We start from the raw sequence: 21,582 nt of genomic DNA, 5'->3' as shown, positions 1-21,582 counted from the left end.
CGGCTCCAGAGACTGAATCGTCAGGCTTCCTTTACGAACAGGTAGCCTTTACTACGAACGGTCTTGATGCGTCGCGGATGGATGGGGTCATCGCCAATCTTGGGTCGAATCCGGGAAACGCGAACATCAATGGATCGATCCTGACCATCGTATTCAATACCACGCAAGGCGGTGAAGATTTCTTCCCGGCTAAGCACGCGGCCCGCGTTGCTGGCGAGCAACCAGAGCAAATCAAATTCGGCGCTGGTCAGATCAATGCTTTCTTCACTCAGCCAGGCCTCCCGCATGGAGCGGTCGACAACCAGATCATTAAACTGGAGGCGCACCGGTTCTTCGCCCCCTGCCTCGTCCGCCGACCCCGAGCCGGTTTCGGTCACCCGACGCAGCATGGCGCGAATCCGTGCCAGCAGCACCCGGGGTTTGACCGGTTTGCCAATATAGTCATCGGCACCCATTTCCAGACCCAGGACCTGGTCCAGATCGTCGGTTCGGGCAGTCAACATGATGATCGGACCGGAAAAGAAGGGGCGCACCCGTCGGCAAATGGAAAGCCCATCCTCGCCAGGTAACATAAGATCCAGAACCACCAGATCCGGCTGCTCGTTACGGATCCGCTCTACCGCGGCCCCACCATGAGTTTCCAAGGAGACGGTCAACCCGTTGCTTTCAAGGTATTCGCGGGTTAACTCCGCCAACCGCTCGTCGTCCTCGACAATCAGAATTCGCCAACTTTCGTTTGTCTGTTCCACGCCATCCATCTCTGGTTTTGTTATTCCGGTTTCAGGTCATTCTGTGTACCTGACGATACAGGCAACCTGCTGTAACAGCAATTATACGTGCTATTCAGAAATATACATGGAACCGCTGCTTCGTTACACCCTGTGACAGAGCTCCCTTAACCGCCAATCGGACCCCGATGTCACAGACACGTCACCTGGTGGTCACCGATGTGTCATACCGGCTTCATAGGCTTGTCGGGAAATGGAAACAAAAGAGACGACGCCATGACCACACAAACCGCGAAAGCCCGCCGCAGCGCCCGTCGCCTGAAAACCGACATGACCCGGTGCCCCAGACAGGTCGAAGCGGCCCAGCGGCTGCGTTACCGGGTATTTTCGGAGGAATACGGCAGCGACCTGGGCGCACAGACGCCCGGCATCGACGCTGACGAGTTCGATGCAGTGTGTGACCACCTGATCGTTACCGACCTGGATTCGGGCGAACTGGTAGCGACCACACGCATCCTGCACCAGAACGACACCAAAGATGTTGGCGGCTTTTATTCGGCCGGGGAGTTCGACCTGAGCGCCATGGAGAGACTCCCTGGCACCATAGCCGAGCTGGGGCGCACTTGTGTTCACCCGGATTATCGCAATGGCGCGACCATCAGCCTGCTCTGGTCGGCAGTGGCCGAATATCTGGTTGAGCGCGGTGTTGACTATATGATTGGCTGCGCGAGCATCGGCATGTCTGACGGAGGCCTGAAAGCCTGGCGCATCGCCCGCCACCTCCAGACCGAGTATCTGGCCGATCCGGCCTTTCTGGTAAAACCACTTCGCGCGATGCCGCATCTGACCCACACCCGGGACAGCGATCGACCGGTGGACGTTCCCGCGCTGATCCGAGCCTACATGCGTCTTGGTGCCCGTGTCTGCGGTGAGCCCTGCTGGGATCCGGATTTTCGCTGTGCCGACCTGTTGGTTGTGCTGGAGGTCAGTAAACTGGCCGGCCGCTACAGCCGGCACTTCATGCGCTCGGCATCCTGAAGACGGGAGTCTGTGAGATGAGCTGGCTGAGACTCTGCGTTCGGATCACTGCCTTTATAGCCTTCCTTGCAGGCACCACAATGTTGGCCGCCGCTCTGCGGATCACTGAAATTGTTACCCGCAATGCTATCGACCGGACACCCTGGGCCAGATTCTGTTTCCGCTGGGCCTGTCGGTGCCTCGGACTGAATATACGCCAGCACGGCTCACCTTCCGACGATACCGTTCTGTTCGTCAGCAACCACATCAGTTGGTCAGATATTCCGATTCTGGGAAGCCTGGCACCGATCCGGTTTCTGTCAAAAGCCGAGGTCGGCCAGTGGCCGGTCATAGGCTGGCTGGCACGACAGGCCGGCACGCTCTTCATTCGACGCGGCGGTGGTCAGGCCCGCCGGGTTCGGGACCAGGTCATCGGGAATTTGCGGGCCGGGGAAAGTGTCCTGATCTACCCGGAAGGAACCACCAGCGCAGGTCTGACGGTATTGCCGTTCCATGGCCTGTTGCTCAAGGCCGCTCCAGAGAGCAGAACGCCGGTACAACCGATCACTATTGCCTATCGCCGGGAAGGCCGCCCCGACCATCTGGCTCCCTTCATTGGTGATGATGAGTTCCACCACCATTTGTTGCGGATGCTAGCCCAGCCTTCTGCCCGGGTCGACGTAGTCTTCCACGAACCTTTACACCCGTCGGAAAAGATACCGGCCGGAGAGTTCGCCGCCAGCCTGAGAGAGACCGTTCTGGAAGGACTGACCCGAATATACCGTGGTGAATACGACAGACCGGCAACCGAGTGCCTCAGAACAGGGGACGACCCTGGGCTACCTCATCTTCCGTCGCTTCACGGCGGCCAACGATCTCCAGATCAAAGTACAGGGTAAAGCCCGCCAATGGGTGATTGGCGTCCACCTTAACCAGGTTGCCATCAATCCCGACAACCTGCACGATCTGCGCTTCATCGCCCGTGTTGGTCTGGAACTTCATGCCAATCTGCAGGTTCTCGATGCCTTCGAACAGTGAACGTGGCACCTTGCGCACCAGCTCGGGCTTGTGCTCACCGTACGCCATGGCCGGCGGCACCGTTACCTCCAGGCAATCGCCCACGTTGCGGTCTTTCACCGCCTGTTGGATCCCTTCAATAATCTCGGGACTGCCATAGACGAAGTGCAGGGGCTCACTGCCTTCGGAAGTATCAACCAGCTCGCCGATCTTGTTCTTCAAAACATAGTGAACGGTAAAAACGTCGGGTCTTGCTTGTGAAGCTGTCATCAGGTTTTCGAGTTTCCTGTATCCGGTGGTGTTTCGAGCTGTTGCAGGCCATGAATAACCAGTCGCTGATCCAGCTTGTCCCGCAATCCTGAAGGGTTACTCAGGCCCATGCGCTCAAGCAGGGACCCGTAACGGCCTTCGTCATCCCGGGCCCGGAGGGCCTGTAACAGAGTGGACAGTTTACCACGGCGAGTGGCCGTTGCGGCCTTGAGCCCCTTAAGGGCTTTCCCCAACGTCAGCTCCTCATCGGTAAAGTCCCTGCCAAACGGGAACGGAGGGAACAGGCTGGCATCTCCCGCAGCCGCAACGGCACGACGGATGGCTTGCGGGGTATTGTTACACCAGTCGGCAGGCAGCTTGAACGCAGGATCCACCTTGCCCGCCTTCTGGGCTTTTTTCAGAAGCTCCTGCTGGAACCGGGAGTCGGCAATGCGGATCAGCCTCAGGAAGACCTGCTCGTCGGACTGCCCTCTCAGATCGGCAATCCCATACTCGGTAATGACTATGTCCCGCAGATGGCGGGGTATGGTGCAATGACCATAATTGAACACGATATTGGACAGTACCTTGCCCTGGGATGACCGGGTGCTGCGCAGCGACAGGATCGAACGTGCGCCCGGCAGCTCGTGAGCCATGGCAACGAAGTTGTACTGGCCACCGACGCCACTGACCACACGACCATCTTCAAGACCATCCGATACGCCAGCACCGTTGAGGGTGTACATCATAGCCGAATTGATGAACCGGCCATGAACGCGCTGCGCCGCTTTCAGCTTCTGGTCTCCGAACCGGTGGTCATACAGGTGGTTGATGAAGTTCACGCTGGTCATGCAGATTTTTGCACGCTGCTCGTCGGTCATTTCCCTGAGGTACTGGTAAAACTGCTCGGGACCAACGTAAAAACCGCCGTGCATGGCGATACCGCCAGTCAGCCGTTCCCCGAGGATGAGGGTTTGGATGGCCTGCCGGGCCTCCGGATTGTCCAGATCACCCTCGACCGACTGATCACCAATACGTAAACGGCCGCCCTTGAACTCGACAGCTTCTTTAAAGATGCCGTGCTGGACCAGCCAATGAACATCCTTTGCCCGCAACGGGCTATCAATAAGCTTTTCGCGCCGCAGGACATCGAGGGTTGCGAGAGACACTTCGCTGGGAATATCACCGCGATTGATCAATGTCTGCAGACCGGCGTGATCGTATACCTCGCGGGTAAGGATGCCTTCCTGCATCAGGTACAGGAAACCATCCACCATCATTTCACTACAGCCATAAAGCCCCTCCTCGAAGGGGCCGGTGCCACCGTCCTCGCGAACGACGGGGAAATGCTGATCAACCTGGAGATGGTCAAACACCTGCCGCCAGGCCTTATTGTGACTGTGTCTGAGAATGGCACTGTGGACCAGGGCCGCGCCCAGTGAGCCGATGCCAACCTGGAGCGTACCGCCGTCCTTCAGGAGGGTACTGGCGTAGAATCCGATCAGGTGGTCTTCCGGGCTGACCGACATCTGGGGCGCTGAGAACAGCGGATAGTCTCCCGAAGGCTGATCAAGCAAGACATCGAACCGGTCTGCTTCAATCGCCGCATGATGGCCAAACCAGGGAAGGTTCTGGTTCATCTCGGCCACCAGCGCCACCGGCGTGCCAGCCGCCTCGCGCTCACGGAGCAGGGGAATCAGGTCCAGCGTCAGATCCGGGTTGCAGCTCAGACTGACCTGGCCGGGCTGCCCATGGGCCTCGCCCGGCGACACCATCTGGGCGACGACATTGACACCCACCGCCATCAGATCGCGAACGGCATGAGTATAGTTGGTACACACGTAATGCCGCTGCTGGGAACGATTGTTCAGATAACTGCCGGCTTTGAAGAAAAACTCCGAGACCTGAACATTCTCAGGAAGACGGTTTGCCGATACATCCTTGGCATAGGCCAGTTCAGGAATCCGGCCATAGAGGCGCTCAACAAAAGGCCCCATGAAACGCTTTTCCAGCGAGGAGCCGCCCTTTGGCGCCAGCAGCGACAGTGCCGTAACAATGTGCAGGCTGATTTCCGGATCGTCTTTCGCCCGCTGGTATAGCGCATTAACAAAGCGAACCGGTTTTCCGAGCCCGAGCGGCAAACCGAGAGTAATCTCCTTGCCAACCCGGCGAATCACCTCGTCAACACAGGCGTTCACATCATTTGATAACTGCCCTCTATCACCCGCCATTACCAAGCTCCTTATTGGCTAATCAGCATGTTAACGGAGATGATCACACGAGCATCGGGCACAGACAATGCGCCAGATCATGATTCTGGGGTTTGATGATACTGCCGGGTGCGGGGAATTGCGGGGTTCAGAAGTTCCACTTCAGGTTCAGGCAGGCACCCTCGTTCAGGAGCGCAATGCCATGGTCGGCCTGGGCCGGATCTGACGCATAATGCTTGCCGGAGTGCTTCGAACGGGTGAAGGTAAGGCTCAGCAGGCGGGAACCGATTTCGGCAAACGCATCGGAACTGTCCTCGCCAAAATCACCGGAAACCCGTTCCTGGATTTCGAAAATCTGCTCGCTGGCTGTCTTGCTTTCGACCTGTTCGAAGACGCGCTCGGATGCTTCGGCGCGAACGACGAAAGCAACAAGATTGAGAGCGAGTAACGCAACAAAGATTCGAATAATCATGACACTGCCTGAGACCTTTTTTCCGACACGGGAGTCTACGGATACCTTAGGCTTAAGTCTAATGATTAAGAGCCGGAAAAATGTGAATCTGCACACAAAGACGCCGACTTTTTGTCACGGCATCAGCATCTTTTTGTCAATTTATGATCCCCGATATTTCAGACTGTAACAGCACCCCCGGCCAGCGCCTCTCAGCCGGGGGTTCAAGCCAACCAAGCCGGCGGGCTCAGGGGCAGGGGTAGGTGAATTCCTGATGAATGGCCTCTATCGCTTCCAGTACCTCGGGGCTCAGGGTGACCTTTGCGGACCCTATGTTTTCCCGCAGCTGCTCCATGGATGTTGCTCCGATGATATTGCTGGTCACAAAGCTACGGCTGTTCACGTAAGCCAGCGCCATCTGGACCGGAGACAATCCGTTCTGCCGAGCCAGCTCAACATAGGCCTGGGTGGCATCCATGCCACGACTGCCGGTGTAGCGACTGAAACGCTCATACAGGGTCATTCTGGCTTTTTCAGGCCACTTGCCGCCCAGATATTTGCCGGAGAGCATGCCAAAAGCCAGCGGTGAGTAGGCGAGCAAACCGGCCTGTTCCCGGTGGGCAATTTCCGCCATCCCCACCTCAAATGAACGATTCAGGAGGTTGTAGGGATTCTGGATACTGGCCACTCTCGGCCAGCCTTTCTCGCCGGACAGACGAAGGTACTCCATGGTGCCCCAGGGCGTCTCATTGGACAGTCCGATGTGCCGGACCTTCCCGGACCGAACCAGATCATTCAGCGCTTCGAGTGTTTCCTCGATCGGCGTGAAAGATTCTTCCGGGTTGTGCTCGTAACCGAGCTTGCCGAAAAAGTTCGTGCTGCGATCCGGCCAGTGCACCTGGTACAGATCAATGTAGTCGGTCTGCAGGCGTTTCAGGCTGGCGTCGCAGGCTTCCATAATATGATCCCGGGTCAGGCGCGGACCATTACGCAGGTACTTCAGTCCGTTGCCCGGTCCCGCCACTTTCGACGCAATTACCAGTTCGTTGCGGTTGCCCCTGCTTGCAAGCCAGTTTCCCAGGTAGGTCTCGGTCAGCCCCTGGGTTTCCGCCCGGGGCGGCACAGGGTACATCTCTGCGGCATCAATAAAGTTGATACCCTCGGCGACTGCGTAATCCAGCTGTTCAAATGCTTCCTTTTCGGTGTTCTGCTCCCCCCAGGTCATGGTGCCCAGGCAAATCAGGGTAACGTCGAGATCGGTCTTTCCAAGCTTTCGCGTTTGCATATCGTCTCCGATTCGGTTCGGTTAACGGGTAAAGGGAATGTCACGGGAGTGTCGCATAACTGTCATGCCGGCTTTTCATAGTAGGGGCATGTCAAAGGAAGCACAGGAAACACCGTGACCGAGACCATGCAGGCCAACCGGCGCTCACAACACATTACCATTGTTTCGGAGACTTTTCCGCCGGAAATCAATGGCGTGGCAAACACGCTCAGGCAGCTTTGCCAGGGGCTGATGCAACGTGGGCACCGGGTAACGGTTATACGGCCGCGACAGCAGCATGAGCGCAAAGGCCACTTTGCCAGTGCTGGCGAGGCACTCTTCTCCCGTGAACATGTGGTGACCGGATTGCCGCTACCCGGGTACGCCGACCTGCGCTTTGGCCTCGCCCGAACCGGCCATCTGAAAAAGCTCCTGACCACTGACCGCCCCGATGCCGTCTACGTTGCCACTCAGGGCCCGTTGGGCGTTGCGGCGACCACAGCCGCAAGGCAGATAGGGATTCCGGTCAGCTCGGGCTTCCACACAAATTTTCACAGTTACAGCCGTTATTATGGCGTCGGCATGCTGGAGAGGCTGCTGTGCCTCTACGGTCGATGGTTCCACAACCGCACGGCCATCACCCTGGTGCCGACTCGAAAAATGCAGCAGACAACCCGCGCCATGGGTATTCCGGCGACCGGCCTCTGGAGTCGGGGCGTGGACTGTCATCGCTTTACTCCCCACAAGCGAGACAGCGCACTGCGGGAATCCTGGGGCTTACAGGCCAATGACCGCGCCATTCTGTATGTCGGCCGGCTTGCACCGGAAAAGAACCTTCGGATGGCGGTTGCCTGCTTCGAACGTATTCGCGGCCTTCACCCCCAGGCCAGGTTCATACTGGTTGGCGACGGCCCGCTACGGCGCCAGCTGGCTGAACGCCACCCCGATTACGTGTTCTGCGGCACCCGCCGGGGCGACGACCTGGCACGCCATTTCGCCTCAGGCGACCTCTTCCTGTTTCCGAGCAAAACCGACACCTTCGGCAACGTGGTGCTGGAGGCAATGGCCAGCGGACTGGGCGTCGTCAGCTTTGACGACGCCGCCGCAGCCGAACACATACGCCACGAAGAAAACGGCATGAAGGTGCCTCTGGACGAGGATGAAGCATACGTCGACAGCGCTCTCCGCCTGGCCGATCAACCAACCTTGCTGAACCGGATCAGGGCCCAGGCAAGGCTGGACGCTCTGGAACAGAACTGGAACTCGCAGATCGAACAATTTGAACAACTGGTTTTCAACCAAACCGCAAAGGCCGGATACCATGCCATCAACAAGCAAAGCATCTCGCTTCTTTGAACTGGCAGACCAGCGGGAAGTCGCTTTCTGCCAGTCTATTAACCGCGCTGTTCAGTTCCGGCCCGCCCTCGGGTATTTCCGACTGGTCAGCCGACTCGGCGACGGCTGGTTCTGGTACGCACTGATTCTGTTCATCCCCTTTCTCCGACCGGAATCCGGGCCAGGGCTGGCACTGCTTATGGCGTTGACCGGCCTCACCTGCACCCTCAGTTACAAGTTACTGAAGCGCTGGCTCATCCGTGAACGTCCATTTATATCCTTTCCCGCCATCAACTGCGGCACACCGCCCCTGGACCGCTACAGCTTCCCGTCCGGCCACACGCTGCACGCTGCCTGCTTTCAGGTCATGCTGACCGTGGCGGAACCGGCGCTGGCTCTCATCGTGCTTCCGTTTACGTTGAGTGTGGCGGCATCGAGGGTGGTGCTCGGCCTGCACTACCCCAGCGATGTCGCTGCCGGCGCCCTGATCGGTGGCCTGATGGGTTACGCGGCCATGAGCTGGCTGCACTTCTAATCGAACAGACGCAACTGGGTAACCGGCGCATCATCATTGCGGAAACGCACACCAAGACCCAGCAGCCGCACCGGCCGCTCCCGGTTAGTGACCAGCTCAGCCAGCAGTGGCAGATAATCATCCAGAGCCGGCTCTTTGACCTGCTCACGAACCCGCTCAAGGGTATGGGTTGAAAAATCACTGTAGCGGATCTTGATGAAGAGTTTGTGGATCGGTTTTCGGCGGGCCTTGCGCGACAGGCGAAGGTTGAGATCCGCAACCAGTGAGGCCATGACGGTCTGGCAGGCGGCCATATCTGGCAAATCCTGGGAAAACGTTCGTTCCACGCTTACCGACTTGGCAATCCGCGATACCACCACCGCCCGCTCATCCCGGCCGTGGGCCATCTCGTGGAGTCGATAGCCCTGCTTGCCGAACCGATCAATCAATACATCGGGCCCGAGCGCCTGCATGTCGCCGCAGGTCTTGACCCCCAGAGCATGCAGTTTCGAGGCGGTCACCTGCCCCACTCCGAACAGTTTTTCGACAGGCAACGCCTGCACGAAACTCCCAACGTCCTCAGGGCGAATCACGAACAGCCCGTCCGGCTTTTCCCAGTCACTGGCAATCTTTGCGAGAAATTTATTGGGCGCCACGCCGGCGGAAATAGTGATACCGACTTCCTGGCGCACCCTCTCCCGAAGGTGGCGAGCCATAAGCGTGGCACTGCCCTTGTGATCGGTCACATCGGAGACGTCCAGAAAGGCCTCGTCCAGAGAGAGCGGTTCCACCAGGTCTGTCAGTTCCCGCAGGATAGCCATCACCTGCTGTGAGACCGCCCGATACCGGCCCATATCTGTTGGCACCGTCACCAGCCCCGGGCAGAGCCGTCGCGCTTCGCTGCCGGGCATCGCCGACCGCACACCGTACGCCCGGGCCTTGTAATTGCAGGTAGTCACCACGCCCCGACCGCCATCGCCACCCACCGCCAGCGGCACATCCCGTAGGCTGGGATCGTCCCGCATCTCCACGGCCGCGTAGAAGCAGTCACAATCCACATGGATGATCTTGCGTTGTGGCATAATCAGAGGGCTCGCGTCGACTTTCTGTACATTTATACAGCCTTGTATCTTAAGCTAACATGCAGAGAATGTCAGGAACCCCAACAACCGGCGCATCAACCATTGCGAGGCCACCATGAGCAACCCGATTCCTGAAGCAGAACGCACCGAAATTGAAGCCGCAGCTTTTCGTCGCCTGGTCAAACACCTGCGTGACAACACCGATGTGCAGAACATTGACCTGATGAACCTGGCGGGTTTCTGCCGCAACTGCCTGTCCAAGTGGTACCGGGCAGAGGCGGATGAGCGGGGTTTCGAGATTTCTGACCCGCAGGCCCGTGAGGAAATCTACGGCATGCCCTATGAGGACTGGAAGGCGCTCCATCAAACAGGTCCCAAGCAGGAACACAAATAATGAGCGTCAACGATGCCGTAAGGATTCACCTGGCATCCCTGGACGCTGGCCACGCCAGCTTCAAAGACTCCCTGGCGCTGATCGAAGAGCATTTTGAGTACCAGCCCTGCGGCTTCCGCAACGGCCCGCTGGTAAACGCGGAGGGCGAGAACGCCGGGTCCTGCCGGATCTTTGGCCTTGGCCAGTACTGCAACCTGAGCGAAGTGGACACGCTCAAACTGTTTGCCGAACACTATCAGCAGGTTCTGGACGACCCGACCGGCGAGAGCCATGGCAACATCCGCCAGTTTATCAGCACCGGATGGTCAGGCATCCGATTCGAAGGCGTGCCACTCCGGCAGCGCCCCAACCCAACCGACAACATGACCAGGGAAGAGACGCCTTCATGAGCGATACCGCCACCTCCGGGGTAAAACAGGGTTTTCAGCTAAAAAGCGCCAGCGTGTCCATGACCGCCCTGGAGCTCTACTACTTTGACGACGGCGAGTTCGAAGAAGTTTTGCGGGACAAGATCAGCCAGGCCCCCGGCTTCTTCAAGGACATTCCGCTGATCATCAGTCTGGAGAAATACCAGGGTCTGGACAGCGAACTGGATTTTTTCAAGATCATCGGTACCTGTCGGCGCAACAACATCCACGTGATTGGCGTGCGCGGTGGCAGTGATGACCAGCGCCGCCTCGCCCGGGGCGCTGCACTGGCCTTGCTGCCGGGCAACGGCCAGCGGGATCGCACCCATGAAGCCGAACAGGCGGCCGCCGAAGAAGCAGAAACCGCTGCTGTTGCTGCCTCGACAGGCACTGCCGGCGACCCGCCCCCGGCCAAGATCGTCTCCCAGCCTGTGCGCTCCGGCCAGCAGGTCCACGCACCGGAAGGTGACCTGGTTATTCTGGCACCGGTGCAGGCCGGTGCCGAGGTGCTTGCGGCAGGCAACATCCATGTTTACGGTCCCCTCCGGGGACGGGCGCTGGCCGGCATCCATGGCGCAGAATCCGCAAGGATTTTCTGCCAATCCCTGGAAGCGGAGCTTGTGTCCATCGCGGGACACTATAAAATCTCCGAAGATCTTCAGGACAATGGCTGGAAAAGCGCTGTGCAAATCCAGCTCAGGGACGACCTGCTGGTGGTAACGCCACTGGACAAGGCCTGATATTGGAGCTGAATACAATAACTTGACCGGATAATTCGGCAGACACGACGAATCCACCGAGAAACAGGAACAGAACCTTGGCTAGAATTATTGTCGTTACCTCAGGAAAGGGCGGCGTTGGCAAAACTACCACCAGCGCCTCGATCAGCACCGGCCTTGCCAAACGGGGCCACAAGACAGTAGTCATCGATTTTGACGTGGGCCTGCGCAATCTGGACCTGATCATGAACTGCGAGCGTCGCGTGGTGTACGACTTCGTAAACGTGATCCAGGGCGAAGCCTCCCTGAACCAGGCCCTGATCCGCGACAAGCGGGTCGATACCCTCTATATCCTTCCGGCCTCCCAGACCCGGGAAAAGGAAGCACTGACCAAAGATGGTGTCGAGAAGGTCATCAACGAGCTTTCCGAAACGTTCGATTACATCGTCTGCGACTCCCCCGCCGGCATTGAGCACGGCGCGCTGATGGCGCTGTATTATGCCGATGAAGCGATCGTGGTCACCAATCCCGAAGTATCCTCCGTCCGGGATTCCGACCGCATTCTGGGCATTCTGCAGAGCAAGTCCCGCCGGGCCGAAATGGGCCAGGATCAGGTCAAGGAACACCTGCTTCTGACCCGCTACAACCCCTCTCGGGTTGAGAAGGGCGAGATGCTGTCCGTGGCGGATGTGGAGGAGATCCTCGCGATTCCGCTGCTGGGTGTCATTCCCGAAAGCCAGATTGTACTGAATGCGTCAAACCAGGGCTTGCCCGTTATCCTCGAAGAGGACAGCGATGCCGGCCAGGCCTATGAAGACGCTGTCGCACGCCTGCTGGGTGAGGAACGGGAACACCGTTTCATGACGTCCCAGAAGAAGGGTTTCTTCTCACGGATGTTCAAGGGGGGCTAAGGGATGAGTTTCCTCGATTATTTCAAGGGCAAGAAAAACAAATCCGCAAGTGTTGCCAAAGAGCGCCTGCAGATCATCGTGGCCCACGAGCGGGGCCAGCGCGAGCAACCGGATTACCTGCCCCAGCTTCAGCAGGAGCTGCTTGAGGTTATCCGCAAGTACGTTCAGATCAGCGACGACATGGTTCAGGTTGAAGTGGACCGCAACGAAAGTTGCTCTGTACTGGAGCTGAACGTCACGCTACCGGAGCGATAAACCGTTTGATCTGGCCTGTCCCGGGCGGGGCGGGCCATCTCCTACCACCTTGCGAAGTGGTCTTCCATCAGGCCCCGGAGACCTTTTACCTCGACTTTCCCGCCAGCTTCATCCGTCACCGTTCCATTAAACGTGCCCACGTACTGCCGGAAGTTGGATGCCAGCACCCAGGCGTTCAGTTTTTCCTTGCGGACACCGGCCGGGACAAAATGCAGATCAACCCGCCCATCCTCCGTGGTCACATGCCAGTCACTGCCCGGCTGATAGCGATCAAAACGGAATCTTGCCGCGCCCAGCTTGTGGCAGACACCATCCAGCCAGAGCGCGTTTTCTGTCATCCCCGTTTCATTGACCCCGGCAGCCAGGTTCAGCCCCAGAGATCTGCCATCCGGAAGCTGGCCCGCCAGACAGGCCCAGTTCCACGCGGTCTCCCGGCGCATGAAGCCGCAACTCCAGTCAATGGTGCCCCGGGTCTGCTCGTCGCAGCGCCAGATACGGTGATCCCAACGCACTTCCCCTTCCACCGGCAAGCCCGCCGACTTGCGGGTAAACACCCAGCCATTGTAGCCGGCCGGGCAAACCAGCCGGAGCGGATCCCGATCCTCTCTCAGGGTAAGTTCGATACGGATACCACCGGGAGCCGACACCGTAATCGTTCGCCCCTCAGCGGAAGGCGCGATTCGCACGGCAACCTCTCCCTTGCTGAACGTCGCCACGCCTTCCTCTGGCAGTGGCTCGATGCGGGTTTGCCTGGCCAGTGGCTGGAGGAACGATTGCTCCAACATCTGGCCGGTCTCGAAGTCATAGAGGTAGAAAAACCCGTTTCCCAGCAGTTTAAGATCCACCACCGCCAGGCCAAACACCCACCCCGGGCCCATGGCGCTGACAAACTGGAACTGGTTGAACCGCCAGCGTCTTGCCAGCTTTGAACGCGGGCGGTCCATCACCGTACGCAGGTCATAGTCCAGGTAGTTGATCTCGTCTACCGGTTCATCCAGCAGGCCCGGAATCACCTGCCCTTTGCCGTTGATAAGCTTCTTAATGGTCATAGTCGTCGTCAGATCGGGCCAATTTCGGTTACCAAATCAACAGGTCGCTACCTGGTTCACAATCCACTGTTTCCGTGGCCATGCCGGCAAAAGCCCCATGCTAGACTCGGCCCACCATCTGCAAGGAAGTGTACCCTATGAGAAAGAGCATAGCCCATGGCATTACGGGCTGGGCCTCGGTGATCAGTGGGCTGGTCTGTGCGTTGCTGGTGTTTGCTGTTGCCGCCAGTGCCCGGGCTGAATTGCCCAATGAAACCGACGAGGAATGGACGCTGCGCAAGGAAGCCGATCATATCCGCGTGTATACCATCGACCAGCCAGACTCCAGCTTCAAGGCATTCAAGGCCGTGGCGGTGCTCGATGCGCCCATCGAAAACCTGATGGCCGTCATGGCCAACCCCGGTTCCTGCGTCGAGTGGGTGCACAACTGCACCGAATCCTATGCCTTCGGCGATGGCGAGTTCCAGGATCGCTTTGCCTATTCAGTGAACGACATGCCCTGGCCGGTGACCGACCGTGACTATGTCCTGCGTATCCGGACACGGGGTAATCAGGCGTCCGGAGAGATTGTCATGGACCTGAACGCCATGCCCGACCAGCGGGCGGAGAACGGCAGCCGGGTTCGGGTGGACCGGTCCGACACCCTTTACCGATTCACGCCAGAGGGGGACAAGACCCGGATGGTCTGGGTTCAGCACACCGACCCCAATGGCTCGCTACCGGGGTGGCTGGTGAACTCTCTGCTGGTGGATATTCCCGTGCGATCCATGGAGGAGCTGGAACGCGTTGCCAATCGGGAAAAGTATCAGGGTTATGAACTGGTCTACGACAAAAAGGGCCAACTGACCGGTGTCAGACCGCCGGGTCCCTGAACCATCAGCCCCATGAAGGGATGACGCGCAAGGCATCACGCGCTAAGCTTTCAGAAAGGACTTCAAAAGGCAGCCCAGATCAATGACCGTTCTCGCCTACGAGATCATGACACCCAGCATCAAGGCCGTTCCCCAGTCCTGGACCATGGACCGGCTGGCGCGCTTTCTCACCGACAACGAAATAACCGGCAGCCCCGTCACTGACGATGACGGCGAGATTGTCGGCATTGCCACCCTGAAAGACATCACCGAATTCCGCTGGAACGCCACACGCTCCGATGCCGACAGGCACCTGACACCGGAAGAACGAGAGGAAGCCCGGCGTCTGCGGATGGTGATCTTTGAAGAAATGGGGAAGGTGCCGGTGGAAGTCCGCGACATCATGACCCCCATCGTTTTATCGGTTGACGAGAAGACGCCGGTGCGCGACATTGCCAATATCATGATGCGCGAACACCTGCACCGGATCTTTGTCACCAGTGATTCAAAAATTACTGGCATCATAACGACTTACGATATGCTGAAAGTGATCTCGGATGAGGAACTCACGCAACGCTGCGCCGATAACGACTGAGCCACCAGAGAGGTAGCGCCACTTATGCCCAGAGCACCGCAAGCTCGCCGAAAGATGTACGTCCTCGACACCAACGTCCTGATCCACGACCCGAACGCCCTCCTCAACTTTGAAGAACACGATGTCATCATCCCGATGACGGTCCTCGAAGAACTCGACAGCCTCAAATCCGGCAAGCAAGCCGTGGCCGCTGACTGCCGTCAGGCCATCCGCAACATCGATAAGTTGCTGGGCGATGCCAGCCCGAAGGTGATCGAGAAAGGTGTTCCCATCGTGCGTGGCAAGAAGGCCGAACCCCTGGGCACTCTTTCGATCCTGATGAGCACCGGTGACAGTGGCAACAATTCGCTGCCAGAGCATCTGAACGACAACAAGATCATCAACACCCTGGCTGCTCTCCAGAACCGCCACAAGTCCCGGGACATTATCCTGGTGTCGAAAGACATTAACATGCGCCTCAAGGCAAGGGGCTTCGGCGTCGAAGCTCAGGACTACCACAACGACCAGTTGCTCGATGACATTGATCTTCTGCCCAAGGGCTACCGGGAATTCCCCAACTCCTTCTGGGACACCATCGAGAAAGTGGAGACTGTTCAGCGGGAGGGTTCGACCGAACATATCCTCAAGCGGGAAGGCGAGCTGGCGAAGCTGAACATCAATGAATTCGTCATCGATCAAATGGGCTTCGTCGGCAAGGTGGTGGACCTCTCCGACGACCAGTTGATCATCAAGGACCTGCACCAACACGACCTGATGAACGAGGAAGTCTGGGGCCTGGTTCCCCGGGACATCTATCAGGCCATGGCGCTGAACCTGCTCCTGGACCCGGACATCCACCTGGTCAACCTCACCGGCTCCGCCGGCTCGGGCAAAACCATCCTGGCGCTGGCTGCGTGTATCGAGATGACCGTGGCCAGCAAGCTCTACAAGCGCATTATTGCCACCCGCTCCACCCAGGGCCTCGACGAGGACATCGGGTTCCTGCCCGGAACTGAAGCCGAGAAAATGGAGCCCTGGCTGGGCGCCATCGTCGACAACCTGGAAGCCCTCCACGAGGACGACGAGAACATGACCGCCAGCGTCGACTACATCCTCAGCAAGGTGCCCCTGCACTTCAAATCCATGAATTACATCCGGGGCCGCAGCTTCCAGCACAGCCTGATCATTATCGATGAATCACAGAACCTGACGCCCCATCAGATCAAGACCATCATTACCCGGGCTGGCAACGGGTCAAAGGTGATCTGCCTCGGCAACCTTGCGCAGATCGATACGCCCTACCTGAGTGCCCTGAGTTCGGGCCTCACCTACATGACCGAACGATTCAAGCGCTTTCGACATGGCGCCCACATCCACCTGCAGGGTGTTCCCCGGTCGCTACTGGCAGAATTTGCCGAAGCCAATCTCTGACATTGGCGAGCATTTAAAGAACGAAAAAAAGGGGCAGAACCCGAGTTCTGCCCCTTTCTCACTTAATCAGTAATGCCTACACCCGATACCGACTGACCTGCTCTGACATCTCGGACGCCAGGTTCTTCAGCCGTTGAGTTGCATCTCCGGCCCGACGGGTTCCCTGCGCCGTCTGTTCGGTAATCGCGACGATCTCATGCACGTTCTGATTAATGGTCTCGGAAACGCTGGTCTGCTCTTCGGCTGCGCTGGCAATCTGTGTATTCATGTCCGTGATCGTTGCCACAGCCTGACCAATGCGCTGCAGCGCATCGTTGACCTGCCGGGTTTCTTCCACGGTCGCTTCGCTGCGCTCACTGATGGAAGCAATTACCTTGACCGCATTCCCTGCCCCAGACTGAAGCCGCTCAATCATATCCTGGATTTCCTGGGTGCTCTGCTGGGTCCGGCGAGCCAGCGTTCGAACTTCGTCAGCCACCACGGCAAAACCCCGACCGGCCTCGCCGGCCCGTGCCGCTTCGATCGCAGCGTTGAGGGCCAACAGGTTGGTCTGATCAGCAATTTCGCGAATGACCTCCAGTACGCTATCAATCCGGCGAGAGTCAGTGCCAAGCTGCTCGATAACCCGAACGCCCTCTCCCACCTGCTCGGAGAGCCCGCCAATAACTTCGGTAGCCTGATGTACCAGGCCCTGGGCATCGCAAACCTGTCCATTGGCATGATCGGCGGCCGTGGAGGCTTCACTCGCGTTGCTCGCAACCTCCTGGGCAGCTGCGGTCATTTCGTTCATCGCCGTTGCCACCTGATCACTCTCGGATTTCTGTCGCTCGACGCCCTGCTCGGCTTCAGTCATGACCTGGTTCAAATCAGCCGTGGCCTCGTTCAGCGTGCGGGTAGACGACAGCACGCGTTCAACCAGTCCGTGCACCTGGTCGGCGAAACTGTTAAAGGCAGTCGCCAACTGTCCAAGCTCATCCTTGCCGGAAACGTCAAGACGACGGGTCAGGTCGCCATCGCCGCTGGCGATGTCATTCATTGCCGACACGGCCGATTTCAGGGGCCGAATGATGCTGCGGACCACGATCAGGGCAAGCAGGACGATCAGCGCCAATGCGACAAGTGAGGTGCTGACTGAGCCTATCACAGCGTCCTCGAGTGAAGTCCCCACCTGGCTTTCCATCGCCGCTACCTGGGCCTCAAGGCCGTCAATCCAGAAGCCGGTGCCGATCATCACACCCCACTTGGGCAGCATTTCCGCATAGCCCAGCTTGGGCGCTACTTGTCCGGTTTCGCTGTTTTTCCAACCATAAGGCACATAACCGCCGCCATTGCGCGCCGCCTTTACCAGCTCACGAATCAGGAAGGTTCCGTTGGGATCCTGGAAGTCCCAGAGATTTTTGCCTTCCAGAGACTGGTTGACGCCGTGCATCACATTGACACCCCGGGTGTCATACGCAAAAAAATAACCGGTGCTTCCCGAATCGTTAAAACGAAGCTGTCGCAGGATCTCCCACGCTTTCTCGCGCACCTCCGGATCGTCTGCGGACCCAGGCTGATTATAGAGATGCTCGATGGAAGACTTTGCAACGGCCAGATAATTCTGCAGTTCCTGGCGTTTACTCTCTTCCATATCGGAGGAGAAACCGGCAACGGCCTCTTCGCCAATAGCACTGGCCTGGTTAAGGTTGTAACTGGTCAGGAATGCCGTGAGCACAATCACCGGCACCAGGGCCAGCAACAGTACCCGTGTCTGGATGGTCAGGTTTTTCATGACTGGTAGTCTTTTTGGTTAAGTGATCAATTCGCCGGGCGATCCGGCATGGAAAAAGTCGCAAAGACTACGCAAAAACCGGGGGCAATATCATTGATGATACTGCGTAGTTTGTTTCCAGCCTGTAACCATGCCGGTAAATTTTTGTTGCTCATCAATCCTTGAACTGGGCTTTGTCCAACCCATGCTTGCGCATCTTGTCGTACAGGGTTTTCCGGGCAATACCGAGCTGGACCATGGTGTCCTTGATGCTGCCATGACTGGCATTCAGGGCGCTGATAATGGCAGAACGCTCGAAACCGTCCATCATTTCGGCGAGCGTCTGTCGACCCGCCACATTGGCCGTATCCGCAGGTTCGTTCTCATCCAGCGCTGCCGGCCCCAGCAGGACATAACGTTCAGCCAGGTTCCGAAGTTCGCGAACGTTGCCGGGCCATGAATGTTGCATCAGCCGGGCTGCCTGACCAGCATCAAGCGGTATGCTCTCCCGATCGTAACGGGCCGCGGCAATCAGCACGAAATGATGGAACAGCAGCGGGATGTCCTCTTTCCGCTCTCTCAACGGCGGGATGTCAACTTTGACCACATTCAGCCGGTAATAGAGATCAGGCCGGAATTCGCCGTCGTCACTGAGTTTTTTCAAATCCGCCTTGGTGGCGGCAATGATCCGGACATCCACCTCCTGAACCTGATTGCTGCCCAGACGCTCGACCCGTTGTTCTTCCAGCACCCGCAGGAGTTTCACCTGCAAGGGCACGGGCATACTCTCAACCTCATCCAGGAACAGGGTGCCCTTGTGGGCGTGCTCGATCTTGCCGATACGGCGCTTTTCAGCCCCGGTGAACGCCCCGGCCTCATGGCCAAACAACTCGCTTTCAATCAGGTTCTCGGGCACCGCGCCGCAGTTGATTGCTACAAAGTTGTGGGCACTGCGTCCACTGTTCTCATGAATGTATCGGGCCAGCGCATCCTTCCCGGACCCAGTTTCCCCGTGCAGAAGAATATTGGCCGAAATATCGAGGATGGGATCAACGGTCGCCATGACCTTTTGCATCAACGGCGAATCCCCCAACATTCGTGGACCGGGTCTGGCCAGGTGTCGCAGCTGTGCTTTCAGTCGACGGTTCTCGAGGGCCAGATGCCGTTTTTCCAGGGCATGACGGAGCAGTTCAATCAGTTCATCATGATCAAACGGCTTCTCGATAAAGTCGTAAGCGCCCTGCTGCATGGCCGTTACTGCCGTGCTTATGTCGCCCTGCCCGGTAAGAATGATCACGGGAATGGTGTTATCGATAGCTCGAAGCCGGTCCAGCAACTCCAGGCCGGTCATCTCCGGCATGTTGTAGTCGCAGAGAACCACGCCGTCGTAGTCGGCGTTGATATGTCCCAGCGCCGATGGCGCATCTTCGAAGCAGCTGACCGGCAACTCCTCCAGGGTCAGTGTCTGGGCAATAGCCTGGCGGATGTGTGGATCGTCGTCCACAAAGATTACCGAGGGTTCTGTCATTCCATGGCCTCCCGCTTCTTGAGGGTTACGACGAATTCTGCGCCCGGCCCATCCCGGCGGTTACGACCGGTCAGGCTGCCACCCAGCGCATCCACAATCTGGCGCGATATGGAAAGCCCAAGACCCAGTCCCTGCTTGACCGATTTGGTGGTAAAAAAGGGCTCGAAAATCTGTTCGGTGTCGCCCTGCAATCCGGGCCCGTTATCGCGCACCAGGCATTTCCAGTGCTGCTCGGTTTCTTCTATATCAATCCGGATTTCCGGCCGTGCACCGCCCTCTACCGCCTGAACCGCATTCGCCATCAGGTTAACCATAACCTGCTCTATCCGTATCAGGTCACCGTGGCACATCACCGGCGAGTCCGGACGGTGCCACTGGATATCGATTTCCGAACTCGATTGCTGGGCAACGATAATCTTCAGGGATGCGTCAATCGGTTGCCGGAGATCCACCATCGCTGGCGGGCCTTCGGATTTGCGCGCAAACACTTTGAACTGCCGGGTCAGCTCCGCCATCTTGTCACACAGCAGGATGATTTCTGACAGGTTAGCATCCACCATCTCCCCGGCACCTTTCTCAAGGAAGCGGCGGCTGTTTCGAGCATAGGTCTGAATGGCCGTCAGAGGCTGGTTCATTTCATGGTTGAGGCCCGCGGACATCTGGCCCAGCACCGCCAGTTTTGCAGCCTGGATCAGCTCCTGCTGTGTTTCCCGCAGCTCGGTTTGGGTGCGTTCTCGCTCTCGGATCTCCTCCACCAGTTTGCGATTGGAGTTCTCCAGGTCTGCGGTTCGCTCGGCCACGCTTCGCTCCAGCTGCTCGCCCCGAAGAGCCAGTTCAGCCTCGCGCCGGTAGCGCTCGCGCAGGTACAGCCAGGTCAACAGGCCGCCAAAGAACAGCGCTGCGCCACCGACCGCAAAACCCAACCGGGTCCAGACGACCGAGCGAGTGCTCACCATGACTTGAAGCGTCCAGTCCATCCTTGGCAGAGGCGTGCTTACGCTTAGATATTCCCGGGGTTTGCCACTGTCCTGGATGCGGACCGTTGCTGACTGCTCCAGAAGCCCCCATGGGGTTCCCAACGTTTTCAGTGCCATTGGCGTCAAATCACGGTCTGGATAACGCCGGCGGGAATACTCGTCGGGCACGGCATCGGCCATCCCCGAGAAATTGCGGTAGAGCCAGTCCTGCCTGCTCGCGAGAAAACTGATGCCATTATGATCAAGCACGACCATCTCCGCCTCTCGCAAGCCGGTAGGGCGATCCCATTGGGATTCCAGTTCATGAACCAGAACCTTCACGGCGACCACCCCGATAATCTCGCCGCCCTCGTCCCGAACCGGATGCGAGAAATACAGACCCCGAACGCCAGACATCAGGCCGAGGGCGAAATAGATCGCCGAATCGCCCGATTCCATCGCCTCATAGAAATACGGCCGGAAATTGAAATTCCGCCCGACAAAACTGTCTGGCTGCAGGTAGTTGTTGGCTGCGATCGTCAGGCCGTGAGTATCCATCAGGTAGACATCCGAACTGCCTACGATAGTGGCCATGCGCTGCATCTGTTCATTGGCCGCGAGAATAGCAGAGGGATTGTCAGGCGCCTCCAGCGCCCGCTGCAATAACGGATGCTCTGCCATCAGCTCGGGCACCGGGAGATACCGATTCAGTTCGTTGGCCACCAACTGGCGATACCGAAAGGACTCCTCGAGGCTCTCCTGCTCCACCTGCCGGTATCCAACCCAGCCACCGAGCAGCCAGGCGACCACCAGGGTCGCCACGAAAAGGAGAAAAACGCCAATACGGTAAGGCATAGGGTCCGGTTCCCGAAAAACCGCGGAAAGCCGCT

General features: G+C 58.2%; 22 protein-coding genes. 12 read left to right on the top strand and 10 right to left on the bottom strand.

Annotated elements, in window-relative coordinates:
• Positions 1 to 20: 20 nt before the first annotated feature.
• Complete coding sequence (locus tag AC5JQH_RS15385) at positions 21 to 758, bottom strand: response regulator (RefSeq protein ID WP_014576254.1); 738 nt, start codon at positions 756 to 758, stop codon at positions 21 to 23.
• Between the two features lie 246 nt (positions 759 to 1,004).
• On the opposite strand from AC5JQH_RS15385, the gene AC5JQH_RS15380 reads away from it, so the two are divergent.
• Both AC5JQH_RS15380 and AC5JQH_RS15375 read left to right on the top strand, forming a co-directional pair.
• Positions 1,005 to 1,766 carry a GNAT family N-acetyltransferase gene (locus tag AC5JQH_RS15380; protein ID WP_493791457.1) on the top strand — a complete coding sequence of 254 codons (762 nt, stop codon included), beginning with the start codon at positions 1,005 to 1,007 and terminating at the stop codon, positions 1,764 to 1,766.
• Between the two features lie 17 nt (positions 1,767 to 1,783).
• On the top strand, positions 1,784 to 2,644 hold the full coding sequence (locus AC5JQH_RS15375; protein WP_493791458.1) for a lysophospholipid acyltransferase family protein: 861 nt from the start codon (positions 1,784 to 1,786) through the stop codon (positions 2,642 to 2,644).
• On the opposite strand, the gene AC5JQH_RS15370 is transcribed toward AC5JQH_RS15375, so the two are convergent.
• The 4 genes from AC5JQH_RS15370 to AC5JQH_RS15355 form a co-directional block, all read right to left on the bottom strand.
• Positions 2,562 to 3,032 carry an FKBP-type peptidyl-prolyl cis-trans isomerase gene (locus AC5JQH_RS15370; protein ID WP_008176279.1) on the bottom strand — a complete coding sequence of 157 codons (471 nt, stop codon included), beginning with the start codon at positions 3,030 to 3,032 and terminating at the stop codon, positions 2,562 to 2,564. The genes AC5JQH_RS15375 and AC5JQH_RS15370 overlap by 83 nt on opposite strands.
• Positions 3,032 to 5,242: an acetyl-CoA hydrolase/transferase C-terminal domain-containing protein gene (locus tag AC5JQH_RS15365; protein WP_104270168.1), complete on the bottom strand. Its 2,211-nt coding sequence runs from the start codon at positions 5,240 to 5,242 to the stop codon at positions 3,032 to 3,034. Before AC5JQH_RS15365 ends, AC5JQH_RS15370 begins: the two co-directional genes overlap by 1 nt.
• Positions 5,243 to 5,369: 127 nt before the next feature.
• On the bottom strand, positions 5,370 to 5,693 hold the full coding sequence (locus AC5JQH_RS15360; protein WP_482931099.1) for a hypothetical protein: 324 nt from the start codon (positions 5,691 to 5,693) through the stop codon (positions 5,370 to 5,372).
• Positions 5,694 to 5,919: 226 nt separating this feature from the next.
• Positions 5,920 to 6,957: an NADP(H)-dependent aldo-keto reductase gene (locus AC5JQH_RS15355; protein WP_008176285.1), complete on the bottom strand. Its 1,038-nt coding sequence runs from the start codon at positions 6,955 to 6,957 to the stop codon at positions 5,920 to 5,922.
• 126 nt (positions 6,958 to 7,083) lie between these two features.
• On the opposite strand from AC5JQH_RS15355, the gene AC5JQH_RS15350 reads away from it, so the two are divergent.
• Together AC5JQH_RS15350 and AC5JQH_RS15345 are read left to right on the top strand one after the other, a co-directional pair.
• On the top strand, positions 7,084 to 8,292 hold the full coding sequence (locus AC5JQH_RS15350) for a glycosyltransferase family 4 protein (protein WP_008176287.1): 1,209 nt from the start codon (positions 7,084 to 7,086) through the stop codon (positions 8,290 to 8,292).
• Positions 8,258 to 8,806 (top strand): phosphatase PAP2 family protein, encoded by a 549-nt coding sequence (locus AC5JQH_RS15345; protein ID WP_062785572.1) that lies wholly within the window; start codon positions 8,258 to 8,260, stop codon positions 8,804 to 8,806. The genes AC5JQH_RS15350 and AC5JQH_RS15345 overlap by 35 nt, the downstream gene beginning before the upstream one ends.
• Here the strand turns inward: AC5JQH_RS15345 and dinB are convergent.
• A complete protein-coding gene (gene dinB / locus AC5JQH_RS15340; RefSeq protein ID WP_092030294.1) occupies positions 8,803 to 9,867 on the bottom strand; it encodes a DNA polymerase IV in 1,065 nt (354 codons plus the stop codon). The genes AC5JQH_RS15345 and dinB overlap by 4 nt on opposite strands.
• Positions 9,868 to 9,982: 115 nt before the next feature.
• Here dinB and AC5JQH_RS15335 point away from each other — a divergent pair, with 115 nt between their 5' ends.
• From AC5JQH_RS15335 to minE, 5 genes are all read left to right on the top strand, one after another.
• Positions 9,983 to 10,261, top strand: a complete 279-nt coding sequence (locus AC5JQH_RS15335) for a DUF1244 domain-containing protein (protein ID WP_104322108.1) — start codon at positions 9,983 to 9,985, stop codon at positions 10,259 to 10,261.
• Positions 10,261 to 10,650, top strand: a complete 390-nt coding sequence (locus AC5JQH_RS15330) for a HopJ type III effector protein (protein ID WP_008176295.1) — start codon at positions 10,261 to 10,263, stop codon at positions 10,648 to 10,650. Before AC5JQH_RS15335 ends, AC5JQH_RS15330 begins: the two co-directional genes overlap by 1 nt.
• Complete coding sequence (gene minC, locus AC5JQH_RS15325) at positions 10,647 to 11,408, top strand: septum site-determining protein MinC (RefSeq protein WP_104322109.1); 762 nt, start codon at positions 10,647 to 10,649, stop codon at positions 11,406 to 11,408. Before AC5JQH_RS15330 ends, minC begins: the two co-directional genes overlap by 4 nt.
• A gap of 77 nt (positions 11,409 to 11,485) precedes the next feature.
• Positions 11,486 to 12,298: a septum site-determining protein MinD gene (minD, locus tag AC5JQH_RS15320; RefSeq protein WP_104322110.1), complete on the top strand. Its 813-nt coding sequence runs from the start codon at positions 11,486 to 11,488 to the stop codon at positions 12,296 to 12,298.
• 3 nt (positions 12,299 to 12,301) lie between these two features.
• A complete protein-coding gene (minE, locus tag AC5JQH_RS15315) occupies positions 12,302 to 12,553 on the top strand; it encodes a cell division topological specificity factor MinE (protein WP_064227083.1) in 252 nt (83 codons plus the stop codon).
• A gap of 41 nt (positions 12,554 to 12,594) precedes the next feature.
• Here minE and AC5JQH_RS15310 read toward each other — a convergent pair whose 3' ends face one another.
• The gene (locus tag AC5JQH_RS15310) at positions 12,595 to 13,602 is read right to left on the bottom strand and encodes a DUF2804 domain-containing protein (protein ID WP_476157827.1); all 1,008 of its coding nucleotides are present in this window, start codon (positions 13,600 to 13,602) and stop codon (positions 12,595 to 12,597) included.
• A 137-nt stretch (positions 13,603 to 13,739) separates the two neighbouring features.
• On the opposite strand from AC5JQH_RS15310, the gene AC5JQH_RS15305 reads away from it, so the two are divergent.
• From AC5JQH_RS15305 to AC5JQH_RS15295, 3 genes are all read left to right on the top strand, one after another.
• Positions 13,740 to 14,474, top strand: coding sequence for an START domain-containing protein (locus AC5JQH_RS15305; protein ID WP_476157828.1), 735 nt, complete (start codon positions 13,740 to 13,742; stop codon positions 14,472 to 14,474).
• An 82-nt stretch (positions 14,475 to 14,556) separates the two neighbouring features.
• A complete protein-coding gene (locus AC5JQH_RS15300) occupies positions 14,557 to 15,048 on the top strand; it encodes a CBS domain-containing protein (protein WP_493805738.1) in 492 nt (163 codons plus the stop codon).
• 24 nt (positions 15,049 to 15,072) lie between these two features.
• Entirely contained in the window at positions 15,073 to 16,458 is a 1,386-nt protein-coding gene (locus AC5JQH_RS15295) for a PhoH family protein (RefSeq protein ID WP_008176310.1), read from the top strand.
• 76 nt (positions 16,459 to 16,534) lie between these two features.
• On the opposite strand, the gene AC5JQH_RS15290 is transcribed toward AC5JQH_RS15295, so the two are convergent.
• The 3 genes from AC5JQH_RS15290 to AC5JQH_RS15280 form a co-directional block, all read right to left on the bottom strand.
• Complete coding sequence (locus AC5JQH_RS15290; RefSeq protein WP_053114609.1) at positions 16,535 to 18,229, bottom strand: methyl-accepting chemotaxis protein; 1,695 nt, start codon at positions 18,227 to 18,229, stop codon at positions 16,535 to 16,537.
• A gap of 154 nt (positions 18,230 to 18,383) precedes the next feature.
• Positions 18,384 to 19,736: a sigma-54-dependent transcriptional regulator gene (locus AC5JQH_RS15285; protein ID WP_092030297.1), complete on the bottom strand. Its 1,353-nt coding sequence runs from the start codon at positions 19,734 to 19,736 to the stop codon at positions 18,384 to 18,386.
• Positions 19,733 to 21,547, bottom strand: a complete 1,815-nt coding sequence (locus AC5JQH_RS15280) for a sensor histidine kinase (RefSeq protein WP_491713635.1) — start codon at positions 21,545 to 21,547, stop codon at positions 19,733 to 19,735. The genes AC5JQH_RS15285 and AC5JQH_RS15280 overlap by 4 nt, the downstream gene beginning before the upstream one ends.
• Positions 21,548 to 21,582 lie beyond the last annotated feature (35 nt).

Source organism: Marinobacter sp. H13 (assembly GCF_059072335.1).
Note: the sequence above shows the minus strand (reverse complement) of the source record. Positions and strands in the feature narration are given on the sequence as shown.